The sequence below is a fragment of the Kitasatospora sp. NPDC004745 genome (assembly GCF_042873275.1).
GTDB lineage: Bacteria > Actinomycetota > Actinomycetes > Streptomycetales > Streptomycetaceae > Kitasatospora.
Genome location: NZ_JBIALK010000006.1, coordinates 313511 through 328761, shown reverse-complemented (window position 1 = coordinate 328761; position 15251 = coordinate 313511). Strand labels below are relative to the sequence as shown.

9 protein-coding genes are annotated in these 15251 nt (G+C 76.5%); all 9 read right to left on the bottom strand.

What is annotated here, in order from left to right; genetic code table 11:
* Window positions 1-77: 77 nt before the first annotated feature.
* On the bottom strand, window positions 78-1694 hold the full coding sequence (locus ACFYUY_RS14520; protein WP_387900714.1) for an alpha/beta hydrolase: 1617 nt from the start codon (window positions 1692-1694) through the stop codon (window positions 78-80).
* Between the two features lie 131 nt (window positions 1695-1825).
* A complete protein-coding gene (locus ACFYUY_RS14515) occupies window positions 1826-2965 on the bottom strand; it encodes a hypothetical protein (RefSeq protein ID WP_360217108.1) in 1140 nt (379 codons plus the stop codon).
* A 259-nt stretch (window positions 2966-3224) separates the two neighbouring features.
* Window positions 3225-4436: a DNA polymerase III subunit delta' gene (locus ACFYUY_RS14510; RefSeq protein WP_360217111.1), complete on the bottom strand. Its 1212-nt coding sequence runs from the start codon at window positions 4434-4436 to the stop codon at window positions 3225-3227.
* Window positions 4437-4635: 199 nt separating this feature from the next.
* Window positions 4636-8073 carry a dTMP kinase gene (gene tmk, locus ACFYUY_RS14505; protein WP_387900712.1) on the bottom strand — a complete coding sequence of 1146 codons (3438 nt, stop codon included), beginning with the start codon at window positions 8071-8073 and terminating at the stop codon, window positions 4636-4638.
* Between the two features lie 158 nt (window positions 8074-8231).
* Complete coding sequence (gene topA / locus ACFYUY_RS14500) at window positions 8232-11096, bottom strand: type I DNA topoisomerase (protein ID WP_387900710.1); 2865 nt, start codon at window positions 11094-11096, stop codon at window positions 8232-8234.
* A gap of 451 nt (window positions 11097-11547) precedes the next feature.
* Entirely contained in the window at window positions 11548-12006 is a 459-nt protein-coding gene (locus ACFYUY_RS14495; RefSeq protein ID WP_387900708.1) for a DUF3592 domain-containing protein, read from the bottom strand.
* A 162-nt stretch (window positions 12007-12168) separates the two neighbouring features.
* Window positions 12169-13701: a methyltransferase gene (locus tag ACFYUY_RS14490; RefSeq protein ID WP_387900706.1), complete on the bottom strand. Its 1533-nt coding sequence runs from the start codon at window positions 13699-13701 to the stop codon at window positions 12169-12171.
* Between the two features lie 141 nt (window positions 13702-13842).
* On the bottom strand, window positions 13843-14592 hold the full coding sequence (locus tag ACFYUY_RS14485; RefSeq protein ID WP_360217126.1) for a small secreted protein: 750 nt from the start codon (window positions 14590-14592) through the stop codon (window positions 13843-13845).
* Window positions 14593-14699: 107 nt separating this feature from the next.
* Window positions 14700-15068 (bottom strand): cyclophilin-like fold protein, encoded by a 369-nt coding sequence (locus ACFYUY_RS14480; RefSeq protein WP_387900704.1) that lies wholly within the window; start codon window positions 15066-15068, stop codon window positions 14700-14702.
* Between the last annotated feature and the right edge of the window lie 183 nt (window positions 15069-15251).

Sequence of the window (15251 nt, the reverse complement as noted above, 5' to 3'; positions counted from 1 at the left end):
ACCGGTGATCGATTGAAGCTGCAACCATCCGGCCCCGCGGCCGCACCCGCGGCACCGCCCCGCGCCCGGGGCGCGCCCTAGCGGCCGCAGCGCTTCCCCTGCTCAGGGGCCTCGCCGGTGAGCAGGAAACGGTTGACCGCCCCGTCCACGCAGGCGTCGTGCCGCCCGTACGCGGTGTGCCCGTCCCCGTCGTAGGTGAGCAGCCGCCCCGACTCCAGCTGCCCGGCCAGCGACTGCGCCCACGCGTACGGCGTGGCCGGGTCCCGGGTGGTGCCGACGACCACGATCGGGGCGGCCCCGGCGGCCCGGATGGTGTGCGCCGCACCGGTCGCCCGGACCGGCCAGTAGGCGCAGGTCAGCGCCATCCACGCCATGTCGCGGCCGAAGTGCGGCGAGGCCCGCTCGAAGTCCGGCACCGCGCGCAGCACGTCCCCCGGCCCGGCGAACGGGGCGGGCAGGTCCAGGCAGTTCACCGCGGTGTTGGCGAACATCAGGTTGGGGTACGAGCCGTCCGCCTCCCGCCCGTAGTACGCGTCGGACAGGCGCAGCAGGGCGGTGCCGTCGCCGGCCCTGGCGTCGCCGAGCGCGGCGCGCAGCTTGGGCCAGAGGTAGTCGGCGTACATGGCCTCGATGACGCCGGTGGTCGCCTGCGCGCCGGTGAGCCGGCGGCCGTTGTCCGCGCTCGGCAGCGGCTGCGCCCGGACGGTCGCGAACAGGGCGGTGAGCTGCTCGCCGACCTGCTGCTCGGTGCGGCCGAGCGGGCAGTCCTCCCGCCGGGCGCAGTCCCTGGCGAAGGCCGCCCAGGCGGTCTCGAAGCCGCCCGCCTGGGTGCGGTTGCCGGTGACCGAGTCGAGCGCCGGGTCCATCGCGCCGTCCAGCACCAGCCGCCCGACCCGGCCGGGGAAGAGCCCCGCGTAGGTGGCGCCGAGGAAGGTGCCGTAGGACTTGCCGACGTAGTTCAGCCGCTCGTCGCCGAGCAGGGCCCGCAGCACGTCCATGTCGCGGGCCGCCTCGACGGTGCTCAGGTGGCCGAGCGCGGAGCCGACCCGCTGCCGGCAGCCCTCGGCGAACTCCTTGTCCGCGGCGACCAGCGCGTCGATCCCGCCCTGGTCGCCCGGGGTGAGGCCGACGGCCGTGAAGGCGTCCATCCGTTCCCCGCTCAGGCAGGTGACCGGGTTGCTCCGGCCGACCCCGCGCGGGTCGAGGCCGACCAGGTCGTACCGGGCGCGCACGCCGCCGTCGTACGTCCGGGCCACCGCCTCCACGTACTCGACCGCCGACCCGCCGGGCCCGCCCGGGTTCAGCAGCAGCGAGCCGAGCCGGCCCTCCCGGCCGGCCCCCTCGGGAGCCGCCGGGGCCCGGACGGCCGCCAGGGTGAGGTCGCCGTCGCCCGGCCGGTCGTAGTCCAGCGGCACCCGGAAGGTGGTGCACTCGAACCCGCCGTCGCAGGGCTGCCAGCCCGGCCGCTGCGCGTAGTAGGGCGCGAGCGCGGCCGGCACCGCCGCGGGCAGCGGCTCCAGCGGCGTGGCCCCGGCCGCCGCGGAGGCCGCCCCCGCACCGGCCGCGTCCGTGGCGGCCGCCCCGGCGGGGCCGGACGGCCCGGCCCCCGACCCCCCGGGCGCGCCCGCGCCGCAGCCGCCCGTCAGCAGCCCGGCGGCGAGCGTCGCGGCCAGTACCCGCCCGGTGGCCCTCATCCGGTTCCTCTCCAGCGCTCGGTCCGACGAAGACGAAGAAGTCCGCCGGGGCGCCCGGTCGGGCCCGGCGGGAAAGCAGCCGCCCGGTACCCGCTCCGGGTACCGGGCAGCGTAGCCCGCTCGCGCGGCCGTCAGGACGCCTTGGCCAGCGCCTCGGCCAGGAACTGCGCCGCCTGCCGGACCAGCCGCAGCCGCTCCCGGTCGGGGGTGTAGTCCTGCACGTTGTCCGAGATCCGCACGTCGGCCTTGGCCGCCGCACCGGCGCCGCCCTTCAGCCCGGCCTGGAGCTTGCGGGCCGCGTCCAGCCCGGCGGCGTCCCCCTTGGCCGCGGCCAGCAGCAGCTTCGCAGCGCTGCCGGCCGGGGCCTCGGCACCGGTCTGGGCCAGCGCGGCGGTGTCGTACCGGCCGGAGACCGCGGCGGCCGCGCCGTACAGGTCGGGGCGGGCCAGCCCGGCGGCGGCCGCGCAGGGCGCGCCGCCCTCGACGCCGAGGGTCCCCCAGGAGGCCGGGCCGGGCGGCAGGGTCCGGAAGGAGGCCGCGACGGTGGTGCGCAGCGCCGCGTCGTCGGCGACGGCGGCCGGGGCCGCCGCGACCAGCTCGCAGGGGTGCGCGGTGCCGTTCGGCGCCTCGGGGGCGACCAGGATGAACGGGCGGGCCCGGCCGACCTGCAGCGCCGAGGCGATCCCGTCGAAGACGTCCGGGACCTCGGCGTCGGCGGTCCTGCTCGGCGCGGCCGCCTGCATCACCACCACCGGGAAGCGGGCGTTCGGCTCCTTGGCGTACTGCGGCGGCAACCAGACCCGCACGTTGCGCGGGCGCCCGTCCGGGCCGAGCACCGCGGACTGCAGCAGCTCCCCGCCGCCGGGGCGACCGACGCTGTCGAACCTGCTGGCGACGACGGGCGGTGCGGCGGGCGTCGAGGCCGCGGCCGGTTCGGCGGCGGCCGGCGGCGCCGCCTGCTGCCGCGCCGCGGCGACCGCGCTCGGCACCGTCTCGGCCGCGTCGACGGCCGACTCCGCCCGGTCCGTCGGCCGGTCGCCGTGGCCGAAGCCACCGAAGGCCCCGAGTGCGGTGAGCAGCGTCAGCGCGGTGACGCAGACCCCGCAGACCATCGCCCCGGCCGCCCGCAGCAGCATCGGCCAGCGGTCCCCGGCCAGCTCGTAGGTCTCGGCGGCCCGCAGGTCCCGCCAGCGCTGGAGCGCGCCGCGGGCCAGCCAGATCCCGCCCAGGGCGGCCGCCAGCAGGGGGATGACGAGGAGCGGACGAACCATGGGACGCACCACCTCGGGAGGAGGGCCGGGGCCGGGCACGGCCCGGCTCCGTCGGGAGACGACGGCCCCGGCACCGGGGCGCAGTCGGCCCCCAGCGTGCACAACGGGCGGGCGGTCACACGCGGGTGTGCCCGGCGCGTGGCGCTCGTTCACTCGAAGGTGGGACAGCTGGCCAGCGCCGGGAGGCCTAGGGTCGGCCCTCCGCGGGGTGCGCCGACGGGCGGGTGCGCCGACGGGCGGGGTGTGCCGACGGGCGGGGTCAGCCGGCGCGCAGCGCCACCGTCATCGCCTCGACGGCGAGCAGCGGGTCCACGTTGCGGTCCAGCGCGCGGCGGCAGGCCAGCACGGCCTCGATCCGGCGCAGCGTGCCCTCCGGCGGGCCGGCCTGGGCGACCCGGTTCAGTGCCTGCCGCTGGTCCTCGTTGGCGAGCGCGCCGGTGGAGCCGAGCTGGATCGCGAGCACGTCCCGGTAGAAGCCGAGCAGGTCGAGCAGCGCGACGCCGAGGGTCTCCCGGCGGGTCCGGGTGGCCCGGCTCTTCTGCCGCTTCTCCAGCTCCTTGACCGCCCCGGCCATGCCGCGCGGCGCCTTGCTGCCCTCGGCGGCGCCGTAGGCGGCCTTCAGGTCGTCGGTCTCCCTGGCGTCCTGGGTCTCGGCGAGCGCCTCGGCGTCGGCCTTGGCGGTGTCGACCAGGCGCTGGGCGGCGGCCAGGCAGCCGCCGATGTCGCCGACCTCCAGCGGGATCCGCAGCACCTCGGTGCGCCGGCTGCGGGCCTGGTCGTCGACGGCCAGCCGGCGCGCCCGCTCGACGTCGCCCTGCCCGGCCAGCGCCGCCAGCCGGGCCGTCTCGGGCTCGACGCCGTCCCGGCGGACCAGCATGTCGGCGACCGCCTCGGCGGCCGGGGTGCGCAGCACGAGCAGGCGGCAGCGCGAGCGGATCGTCGGCAGCACGTCCTGGACGGAGGGGGCGCAGAGCAGCCAGACGGTCCGCGGCGAGGGCTCCTCGACGCCCTTGAGCAGGGCGTTCGCGGCGGCCTCGGTGAGCCGGTGGGCGGCGTCGACGAGGATCACCGACCAGCGTCCGCCGGTCGGGTAGCTGGAGGCGCGCAGGACCAGCTCGCGCATGTCCCCGACGCCGATGGACAGGCCGTCCGTCCGGACGTACTTGACGTCGGCGTGGCTGCCGGCCAGCACGGTGTGGCAGCCGTCGCAGAACCCGCAGCCGGGCGTGCCGCCGAGCGCGAGGTCCGGGCTGGTGCACTGGAGGGCGGCGGCGAACGAGCGCGCGGCGGTGACCTGACCGGCTCCGGGCGGGCCGGTGAACAGCCAGGCGTGCGTCATCAGGGAGGCGTTCCCGCCCGGCTCCGGGGCCGCACCGCGACCGGCCGCGACGGTCGCCCCGGCCGCCCGGGCCGCGGCGGTGAGCTGCTCGACCACCCGCTCCTGGCCCACCAGGTCGTCCCAGACGGCCACTGCTGCTCCCAAGCTCCGTACGGCGGCGCTCCTGGCGCCCCTTCCCCGCCGTCGAGCATACGGGTCCGCTGCGACACCCCCGGCGCCGTCGCCCCGAGCCGGCCCGACCCGGCCCGTCCGGGCCAGAACGGCGACGGGCGGCGCCGCCGGGGTTCCCCACCCCGGGCGGCGCCGCCCGTCGTCCGCGTCCGCTCCGGGGTCAGCCCCGGCGGCGCCAGCGGCGGCCCTTGCCCTTGCCGCCGTCCCCGTCCCCGTCCGTTCCGCCGTCCCCGGCGCGGCCGGCGCCCGGGTCCTGCGGGGGCCGGGCGCCGCGCTGCTCCCAGTCCGCCCACTCGTCTCGCGAGCCGAGCAGGGTGTCGGTGAGGCTCGGCAGGTCGTCCATCGGCGTCTCCTCGGCCCACTCGGGCCGTGGCCGCTCGGCGGTGGCCTGCGGGTCCGCGTCGACCGCGGGCAGCTCACGGGTGCCGTCCGCCGGCTCCGCGCGCCACAGCCCCGGCGGCACCCGGTCCCCGGTCCGGTCCGCCCCGGCGCCGCCCGGCTGCGGCCGGACGGGCTCGGCCCCGGCCCGCTCCGCACGGCCGGACTCCGCACGGCCCGGCTGCGCACGCTCCGGCTGCGGGCGGTCCGGCTCGACGCGCGGCAACAGCGCCGTCCGCTCGGCGTCCGCGGGGACCTTCGGCAGCAGCGCCGTCCGCTCGGTCTCCGCCGAGACCTTCGGCAGCACCGCGGTCTCGTCCACGGCCGCCGGCGGGACCGCCGGCAGCGGCGCGGTCGTCTCGACGGCCTCCGGCGCCCCGGCGCCCGCCCGGTGGTCCGGCAGCGCCAGCTCCCGGGTCGCGTCGTCGGTGGGCCGGTCCTCCCGGACGGCCCGCAGCTCGGTGGTCACGGCGTCCCCGGGCGCACCCGCCCCGGGCGTGCCGGCCGCCCGCTCCGCCGCCGTCTGCGCCGCGGCCGCCGCGGCCGCGAGCGCGGCGGCCTGCGCCAGCCGGGCCTCCTCGGCCCGCTGCAGCGCCTCCTCGGCGCGGCGGCGCTGCTCCTCCCGGGCCAGCTCGCGCTGCCGCTGGAGCTCGGCCTGGGCGGCCGCCTCGTCGGCGAGCCGCTTGCGCTCGGCGGCCTCCGCGGCCAGCCGGGCCTCCTCGGCGCGGCGGCGCTGCTCCTCCTGCTCGGCCCTGAGCCGGGCCTCCTCCTCCGCCCGGCGGCGCGCCTCCTCCTCGGCCTTGCGGCGGGCCTCGGCGGCTACCCGCTCGGCCTCCTCCTTCGCGAGCCGCTCCTTCTCCGCCTGCTCGGCGCGCAGCTGCTCCAGCAGCTCCTGGCGCTTGCGCTCGGCGGCCTCCGCCTCGGCCTTCCTGCGGGCCTCCTCGGCGGCGCGGCGCTCGGCCTCCTCACGGGCGAGCCGCTCCTGCTCGGCGCGGGCGGCCTTCTCCTGCTCGGAGAGGGGCAGCTCGCGGTCGAGCCGGTGCCGGATCGCGGTGGTGACGGAGCCGGGGGCCTGGCTGCCGTCGACGACCAGGTAGCGCGCCGGGTCGGCGGCCGCGAGGGCGAGGAAGCCGGCCCGGACCCGCTGGTGGAACTCGGTCGGCTCGGACTCCAGCCGGTCGAGCGCCTCGGTGAACCGCTCGCGGGCCTTGGTCGGGTCGACGTCCAGCACGACGGTCAGGTCGGGCAGCAGCCCGCCGGTCGCCCAGCGCGAGATCCGGGAGACCTCGGTGGCGGCCAGGTCGCGCCCGGCTCCCTGGTAGGCGATCGAGGAGTCCATGTACCGGTCGGTGATCACCACGGCGCCCCGGGCGAGGGCCGGCCGGATGACGTTCTCGACGTGCTCGGCGCGGTCGGCGGCGTAGATCAGCGCCTCGGCGCGGTGCGACAGGCCGGTGTTGCCGACGTCCAGGACGAGGCCGCGCAGCCGCTGGCCGACCGGGCTGCCGCCGGGCTCGCGGGTGAGCACGACCTCGTGCCCCTTGCCGCGGATCCACTCGGCGAGCGCCTGCGCCTGGGTGGACTTGCCGGCCCCGTCGCCGCCCTCCAGGGCGATGAAGAAGCCGGTGCCGGCGCCCCGGTGCGGGGTCGGCCCGCCGGCGCCGCGCACCGCGTCCACCAGGTCCCGGCCGAACGGCGCGGTGCCGCGCCGGTCGTCGGTCCGCAGCAGCACGACGGCGGCCAGCACGAGCGTGAGCAGCCCCGAGGTGGCGACGGCGAGCGCCGCGCCGCCGTGGATGAAGGTGAACGAGCCGGGCTCGACCGTGCCGTACTCGACGTCCCCGTAGGCCGCGGCGATCAGCGGGACGACCACCAGCGCGGCGCCGACCACGACCCGCAGCACCGCGTACAGGTGCTCGGTGACCTTCGGCAGCCGGGCCTCCTCGACCTCCTGGGCGAGCAGGGTGCGGCCGGTGGAGACGATGATCCCGGCGGTCAGGCCGGCCAGCACGGTGAGCCCCAGGACCAGCACGAAGTCCAGCACCAGCCCGGCGAGGATCAGCGCCACGCCCTCGGTGAGCAGCGCCAGCGCGAGCAGCCGGCGGCGGGAGAGCGCGGGCAGCGTGGCCCGGGTCAGCCGGGCGCCGAGCGCGGGCGCCGCGGTGGCGGCCAGCACCAGCAGCCCGTACCCGATCGGCCCGGCGCGGTGCTCGGCGGCGGTGAGCAGGGCCAGCGCGGCGACGCCGGCCATCGAGGCGAAGCCGGCCGCGACGGCGAAGGTGAAGTACGGGGCGCTGCCGGTGCGGCCCTTGCCCAGCGCGGGCCCGGGCGTGGCGTCGGTCGGGGCGCGCAGCCCCTGCAGCGGCGAGTGCGGCGCGGCGGTCACCGGGCCGACGGGCAGCTGCTGGAGGTGGTCGCGGACGGCCGCGACGGCGAACAGGCCGGCCGCGCCGAGCGCGGCGAAGGTGACCTGGTGGGCGCGGAGCCAGTCCGAGCCGAGCGCCGCGCCGATGTTGTTCAGGAGGGTGAGGGCGACCAGGCCGGCGGCCGCGAGCGGCGCGGTGGCCCAGCCGGTGAAGCGGTCGATGCTCCGGACGGTGTCCAGGTTGACGGCGGCCGGCCGCTGCTCGGCGGCGGGCGCGTACGGGTCGGCGGGCGGCAGCAGGCCCGGGACGGCGACGTCCCTGGCGATCGCCCGGACCCGCTCGGCACCGCCGGTGAGGAACACCGTGGCGAGCAGCACGTAGGTGGCGGCGGCGGAGGGCCGCGCACCGGAGGACAGCCAGACCGTCCACCAGGGCGCGAGGCCGATCAGCAGGGCGCACAGCGCGTCGGCGCCGAGCAGCGTCCAGCGCCGGTCCAGCTTCCCGGCGACCAGCCGGTGCACCGGGCCGAGCAGCGCCACCCCGACCAGTCCGGCGGCCAGCAGCCGCACGGCGAGGACGGCGGTCACGGCGAAGGCGAGGCTGCGCGGCAGGTCGCCGAACTGGCCGCCGAGGGCGGCGGAGACCACGGTGAGCACGAGCAGCACCAGCAGCCCGAGCCGGTCGCCGGTGCCGCCGATCAGCTGGGTGGTCCACAGGCGCCGGTAGGGACGTGTCCGCAGCAGCGCCCGGGCCCGGTCGACCGGGGTTCCGGCGGGCGCGACCCCGGGCAGGTCCGGCGCCGCGGCTCTGGCGGCCGGGGCGGCGCTGGGGGTGGGCTGCTCCTCGCTCGTCATACGGTCAGCGTAGCGGGCGGGGCTTGACCGGAATGAGATGAACGGGGTTCCGGTTCGCGCTCATCACCGGCCTGTGACGATTCGCGCACGTAGCCCGGACGACCACGGGCCCGCGCCCCCGGAGCGGGGGGCGCGGGCCCGGCGGCACTGGCGGGGGATCAGCCCTCGTCGGTGGTCGCGGTCTTGCTCGCGGCGGTCTTCTTGGCCGCCGTCGTCTTGGCCGCGGTCTTCTTCACCGCCGTCTTCTTGGCGGCGGTCTTCTTCGCGGCCGTCTTGGTGGCTGTGGTCTTGGTCGTCGTCGCCTTCTTGGCCGCCGCCTTCTTGGCGGGGGCCTTCTTGGCCGCCTTCTTCACCGGCCCGCGCGCCCGCTTCTCGGCGAGCAGCTCGTAGCCGCGCTCCGGCGTGATGGTCTCGACCTCGTCGTCCTTGCGGAGCGTCGCGTTGGTCTCGCCGTCGGTCACGTACGGGCCGAACCGGCCGTCCTTGACCACCACCGGGCGCTCGCTGACCGGGTCGGTGCCCAGCTCCTTGAGCGGCGGGGCGGCGGCGGCCCGGCCGCGCTGCTTCGGCTGGGCGTAGATCGCCAGCGCCTCGTCCAGGGTGATCGTGAAGAGCTGGTCCTCGCTGGTGAGCGAGCGGGAGTCGGTGCCGCGCTTGAGGTACGGGCCGTAGCGGCCGTTCTGCGCGGTGATCTCCACACCCTCGGCGTCGGCGCCGACCACGCGCGGCAGCGAGAGCAGCCGCAGCGCGTCCTCCAGGGTGACGGTGTCCAGCGACATCGACTGGAAGAGCGAGGCGGTGCGCGGCTTGACGGCGTTCTTGCCGGTCTTGGGCGTGCCCTCGGGCAGGATCTCGGTCACGTACGGGCCGAAGCGGCCCTTCTTGGCGACCAGCTGGTTGCCGCTGACCGGGTCCGCGCCCAGCTCGAAGTCTCCGCTGGGGCTGGCCAGCAGTTCCTCGGCCAGCTCGACGGTGAGCTCGTCCGGCGGCAGGTCGTCCGGGATGTCGGCGCGCTGGCCGGGCTCGCCCTCGACCTCGGAGGCGCGCTCCACGTACGGGCCGTAGCGGCCGACCCGCAGCGTGATGTCCTCGCTGATCCGGAAGGAGCTGATCTCCCGGGCGTCGATCGCGCCGAGGTCGGTGACCAGTTCCTTCAGACCGCCGAGGTGGTCGCCGTCGCCGTTGCCGGCCTCGGCGGCGCCGCCGGTGGCCACGCCCTCGCCCTCACCGAAGTAGAAGCGCTTCAGCCACGGCACGGACTTCGCCTCGCCGGCCGCGATGCGGTCGAGGTCGTCCTCCATCTTGGCGGTGAAGTCGTAGTCGACCAGCCGGCCGAAGTGCTTCTCCAGCAGGTTGACCACGGCGAAGGAGAGGAACGACGGAACGAGCGCCGTCCCCTTCTTGAACACGTAGCGGCGCTGGATGATGGTGTCGATGATCGAGGCGTAGGTGGAGGGGCGGCCGATCTCCCGGTCCTCCAGCTCCTTGACCAGCGAGGCCTCGGTGTAGCGCGCCGGGGGCTTGGTGGCGTGCCCCTCCGGGGTGAGCTGCTCGGCGGCCAGCGGGTCGCCCTCGGCGACCTGCGGCAGCCTGCGCTCCCGGTCGTCCAGCTCGGCGTTCGGGTCGTCGGCGCCCTCGACGTAGGCCTTGAGGAAGCCGTGGAAGGTGATGATCTTGCCGGAGGCGGAGAACTCGGCGTCCCGGCCGTCCGCGGCGGCCCCGCCGACCCTGACGGTCACCGACTGCCCGGTCGCGTCCTTCATCTGGGAGGCGACGGTGCGCATCCAGATCAGCTCGTAGAGCCGGAAGTCGTCCCCGGCCAGGCCGGTCTCGGCGGGGGTGCGGAAGCGGTCGCCGGACGGGCGGACGGCCTCGTGCGCCTCCTGCGCGTTCTTGACCTTGCTGGCGTAGGTGCGCGGGGCGTCCGGCAGGTAGTCGGCGCCGTACAGCTGGGTGACCTGCGCCCGGGCGGCGGAGACCGCCGTCTCCGACAGCGTGGTCGAGTCGGTGCGCATATAGGTGATGAAGCCGTTCTCGTACAGCTTCTGGGCCACCTGCATGGTCCGCTTGGCGCCGAAGCCGAGCTTGCGGCTCGCCTCCTGCTGGAGCGTGGTGGTGCGGAACGGCGCGTACGGCGAGCGGCGGTAGGGCTTGGACTCGACGCTGCGGACGCTGAACGAGGTCTGCTCCAGGGCGGCGGCCAGCTGACGCGCCGCCTGCTCGTCCAGGTGCAGGGTGTTGGTGCTGGCGGCCTTCAGCCGGCCGTCCGAGCCGAAGTCGCGGCCGCTGGCGATCCGCTTGCCGTCCACCGAGGAGAGCCGGGCGCCGAAGGTCTCCGGGTTGGCCGCGTCGGCCGGGGTGCGGCCGGTGCCGAAGGTGCCGACCAGGTCCCAGTAGGAGGCGCTGCGGAAGGCCATCCGCTCCCGCTCGCGCTCCACCACCAGGCGGGTCGCGACGGACTGCACGCGGCCGGCCGACAGCTTCGGCATGACCTTCTTCCACAGCACCGGCGAGACCTCGAAGCCGTACAGGCGGTCGAGGATGCGGCGGGTCTCCTGGGCGTCGACCAGGCGCTGGTTGAGCTCGCGCGGGTTGGCCACCGCCTCCTGGATCGCCGACTTGGTGATCTCGTGGAAGACCATCCGGTGCACCGGCACCTTGGGCTTGAGCACCTGCTGGAGGTGCCACGCGATGGCCTCGCCCTCGCGGTCCTCATCAGTGGCGAGGAAGAGCTCGTCGGACTCCGCGAGCAGCGACTTCAACTTGCTGACCTGGGACTTCTTGTCCGCGTTGACCACGTAGATGGGCGCGAAGTCGTGATCGACGTCCACCCCGAGGCGGCGCACCTCGCCGGTGTACTTGTCCGGGACCTCGGCCGCGGTGCTGGGCAGGTCGCGGATGTGCCCGACGCTCGCCTCGACGATGTAGCCGGGGCCCAGGTAGCCCTTGATCGTCTTCGCCTTGGCCGGCGACTCGACAATGACGAGTCGCTGTCCGTGCGCGGTCTCGCTGCTCGGGGACACCTTCGCTCTTCTCTCCCGGTCGTTATGTGGCTGGTCGGCGCCGGCAGCACGGGCTGCGCTCCGCCCGACCCCGCAACCGTCCCGGGGCTGCCGCTGCACGACGACCCCACCAGCGGAGTGTGACCGTACCCCGGCCACCCTTGTCAAACGGACGGATCCCGCGTTTTCGCTTGCCGGGCTCACCGACGCCACTCGAACGGTAACCCGATGACGGAGGTTCGCGCCCCGCGGAGGGGGGCTTCGGCGGGTTCCGGAGGATGGAATGACGGATTTCAAAATCTGTCAACGGAAAATCGTCGCCCCCGAGGCCCACGCTCCGCGCACCACGGCCGCGACGCCCCGCGGACGGCCCCCGCCCCCGCGCCGACGCCACGTCCACGGCGTGTCCGCGCCGGGCCGGCGCCCCGGCGGAGCGTCGCCGCACCGCCGCTCCGGGCCGGCCGCCCGGAGCTCAGCCGCCGGCCGCGACGAGCAGCCCGGCACCCGCCACCAGGCAGCCCGCGCCCAGCAGGCCCCACAGCAGGTCGGCGAGCACGGCCCGGCGGAGCTCCCCGGCCGCCAGCACCACCCGGTCCGGCCGGCTCGGGTCGTAGCAGACCCGCACCGTGGCACCGGGCACGAAGCGGTCCGGTCGGCGCAACGGGGTGTGACCGCGCGGACGGGTGAGCACGAGCTCGGCGATCCGGCCCCCACCCGGTCCGCCGACCACGGGCATCACCGGGAAGGAGAGCAGCGGCGCGCTGTCGAGGTGACCGTGCGCCTCGTCCTCGGCCACCACCGTCGCCACCGCCGCGGCCCCCCTGCGGCGCACGCGGTGGCGAAGGCGCACTTCGGCGGCGCACCAGAGCAGCAGCACGCCACCGAAGAGGGCGAGCACCAGCCCGCCCACCGTCGCCGTCGTCGTGTCCACCCCTGGCCCCCGGCTCCCCAGCTCTGTCCACAGCCTGTGGACAGAGCCTCACAGCCGGGGGCCAACGGGCGGCGGCCGCCCGGCGACCACCGGACGAACCGGCGGGTACGAGCGGGTGAACCGGGTACCCCGCCGCCCCTCCTCCGGGGCCCGCGGCCCCGGTCAGCCCACCGGGCGGACGAAGCCCTGCTCGGTCAGCAGCCGCAGCGACTCCGGCACCCGGTCGCGCAGCACCACCCGGTCCTCGCCGAGCAGCTGCGCGATGGCGTCCACGATCTCGCCCGCCGACAGCGTCCCGTCACAGACCCCGACGAAACCGGCACCCACCGTGTCCACCTTGGTGGCCCGCCGCATGCCGCGGTTGTGACGCAGGATCACGTGCTCCGGGTCCTCCGCGCCCGGCGCGCCGACCTGCTCCTGCACCACCTCGTCGGCCAGCACGTACCGGGCCGCGAGCAGGCCCGCGTCGTCGTGCGAGCGCAGGAAGTCCTGCCGGTCGAACCACTCCTCGATGTGCGGGCCGAGCGGCTGCTCCACCGGGTGCGGCCACTCCTCCACCCGGACGGTCGGGCGCTCGGCGCCGCTCGCCCGCAGGGTGATCCAGCCCATGCCGACGCCCTCGACCCGGCCCGCCTCGAAAGCGTCCAGCCACTCGCCGTAGCGGGCCTGGTAGTCACCGCCGGGGCCGCGGTGGTCACCGCCGTCCCGCAGCCACAACTCGGCGTACTGGGCCGGGTCCTGGACCTCGCGCTGGACGATCCAGGCGTCCAGCCCGGTGCCGGCCACCCAGCCGGCCAGCCGCTCGTGCCAGTCCTCGCCCTTGACGTGCTGCCAGTTGGCGAGCAACTGGCAGTAGCCGCCCGGCTCCAGGTGGGCGGCGGCCGAGCGGACCAGGCTGCGGCACAGGTCGTCGCCCGCCATGCCGCCGTCCCGGTAGGTGAACCGGCCGGCCGGCGAGATCACGAACGGCGGGTTGGAGACGATCAGGTCGAACCTCCGCTCCCCGACCGGTTCGAAGAGGCTCCCGGCGAGCGCCTCGGCGTGGTCGAAACCGGACAGCGCCAGGGTCAGCTCGGTGAAGCGCAGCGCACGCGGGTTCAGGTCGGTGGCGGTCACCCGCTGGGCGTGCCGGGCCGCGTGCAGCGCCTGCACGCCGGAGCCCGAACCGAGGTCCAGCGCGGCCCGGACGGGGCGGCGCACGGTGACGTTGGCCAGCGTGGTCGACGCGCCGCCGACCCCCAGCACCAAGTCCCTGCGGGCCACCCCGTGCGCGGTCTCGCCGGAGCCGATGCCGCCCGCGCCGCCCACCGCGCAGCCCAGGTCGGAGACCACCCAGGCGTCCGAACTGGGCAGGCCGGCCACCTCGTTGGCGTACGGCCGGACGTCCACCGTGGCACGCACCCGGTCACCGTCGGGGCGCAGCCAGCCGTCGGCCAGACAGTCCTCCACCGGCAGCGCCGCGGCCGCCGCCCGGTACGGCACCGGCTGCTGCAGCAGGAACAGCCGCACCAGGGTCTCCAGCGGGCTGCCGCCCCGGGTCGCGCGCAGCGCGGGCACCGCCTCGCTGCGGGCCAGCGCCGCGTACCCGGTGGGCCCGAGCAGGTCGAGGCACCCGTCGGCGGTGAACGAGGCGGCGAGCAACGCCTCCCGCAGCTTGGCGAGGCGGGTCAGGTCGAGAACGGGGCTACTGGTCACCCCGCCATTGTCCCCCGCCCCACGGGCCCCGGCCGCCGCACCGGGCCGCCCGGCGGCGGGGCTTCGGGGCCCGGGCCCCGAAGCCCGCAGGGGCTGCGGTTCCGGGGCCGGTACCGGACCGGCGCGGGACCGGTCCCGGGGTCAGCTCGCGCTGGGCGCCGGGCTGCCCGGGCCGGCCGGCGGCGCGGCCGGAGCACCGGTGGCACCGGCGGAGGGGGAGCCCGCGGCGGGGGAACCGGACGCGCCGGCGCCGTCGGTCGCACCCGGCGCGGGGGTCGCCGCCGGCGAACCCGTCGCCCCGGTCGCCCCGGCGTCCGGCGAGCCGGTCGCGCCGCCGCTCGGGGCCGTGGCGGCCCCGGGCTTGCAGCCCTCCTGCTTCGCCATCGCCGCACCGAGCTCGCCGCGCTGCAGCTTGGCCTGCGCCTGGGTGGAGAGCGAGGCCAGCTTCTGCACCTGGTCGGCGACGCTGCGCAGCCCGTCCGCGAACTTCGCCTGGTCGTCGTTGGGCAGCGCGTCCAGCTTCTTCTGGACGTCCTGGTAGCCGTCGGCCGCCTTGGTCAGCTCGGCGACGGTGTCCTGCTGCAGGTTCGCGCCGGAGTCCACCTTGGGCGCACCGGCCGAGTTGATGGCCGCCGCGATGTCCTGGTTGGTCTTGGCCAGCCGCCCGATGTCGGCGGAGAGCCGCTTCTGCAGATCGGCCGGGACCTCACCGGTCTTCACCTGGCCGGTGTCGGCGAGGGCCGTCTGCGCCTGGGCGATCGGGTCCTTCGCCGCCCCGCAGACGTTGGACGCCCAGGACTCCAGCTGCTTGGCGTTGTCGTCGCCGCAGCCGACGGCGCCGAACGCGAGCAGCGCGCCGAGGGCGGGTACGGCCAGCAGTCGCTTGTTCACCGGGAGAAGCCTTTCGGTTCGGTCGTCTTCGGTCGTCGAACCTACACGGCCGTCACCCGCACCCCGGTTCCCGGATCCGGCCGCCGCCCGCCCGCCCCGGCGCCGGCTCAGGCGCGTTCGACCCGGATCGGGTCACCGGGCCGGACGGTGCGCAGCACCCGGGCGTCCCCGTCCAGGGCGCCGAGGACGTTGCAGGGGCTGGCCAGCCGGCACTCGCCGTCGCGCGCGATCGGCGTCGGCCCGTAGGGCAGCGCGAGGCTGTCGCCGTCCGTCCAAAAGGCGACCGTGCCGGGCTCGACGACCTGCCGGGCGCCGGCCTCGCGCGGCACGCTGACTGGCGTGCCGAAGTAGACCTCCTCGCCCCAGGTGCTGGCCGAGGAACTGATCGGCAGCTCGGCCCAGAGCGCCTCGGCGGTGGGCGTGGTCGCCAGCGTGGCGGTGGCCTGACCGGCCGGCCACAGGATGCGGATCCGCATGCTCTTCTTCTTCCGCGACAGGTCCGATCAGTGATCGGAGCCGGTCGTGCCGGAAGCAGCGAACCGCCGTGCGCGACGGTTTGTCAACGCGTTCCCAGGGACTGGACCACCGCGCGACCGCTCCGCGAGCGGCTGCCGAGCGGCCCGTGCCGATCGCGCCGGGCACGGGCGCACGAGCCGTGC

Excerpts from the sequence above, each read along its gene's own strand:
- ACFYUY_RS14520 (WP_387900714.1), bottom strand. The coding sequence starts at position 1,694 with ATGAGGGCCACCGGGCGGGTACTGGCCGCGACGCTCGCCGCCGGGCTG.
- ACFYUY_RS14515 (WP_360217108.1), bottom strand. The coding sequence starts at position 2,965 with ATGGTTCGTCCGCTCCTCGTCATCCCCCTGCTGGCGGCCGCCCTGGGC.
- tmk (WP_387900712.1), bottom strand. The coding sequence starts at position 8,073 with ATGACGAGCGAGGAGCAGCCCACCCCCAGCGCCGCCCCGGCCGCCAGA.
- ACFYUY_RS14480 (WP_387900704.1), bottom strand. The coding sequence starts at position 15,068 with ATGCGGATCCGCATCCTGTGGCCGGCCGGTCAGGCCACCGCCACGCTG.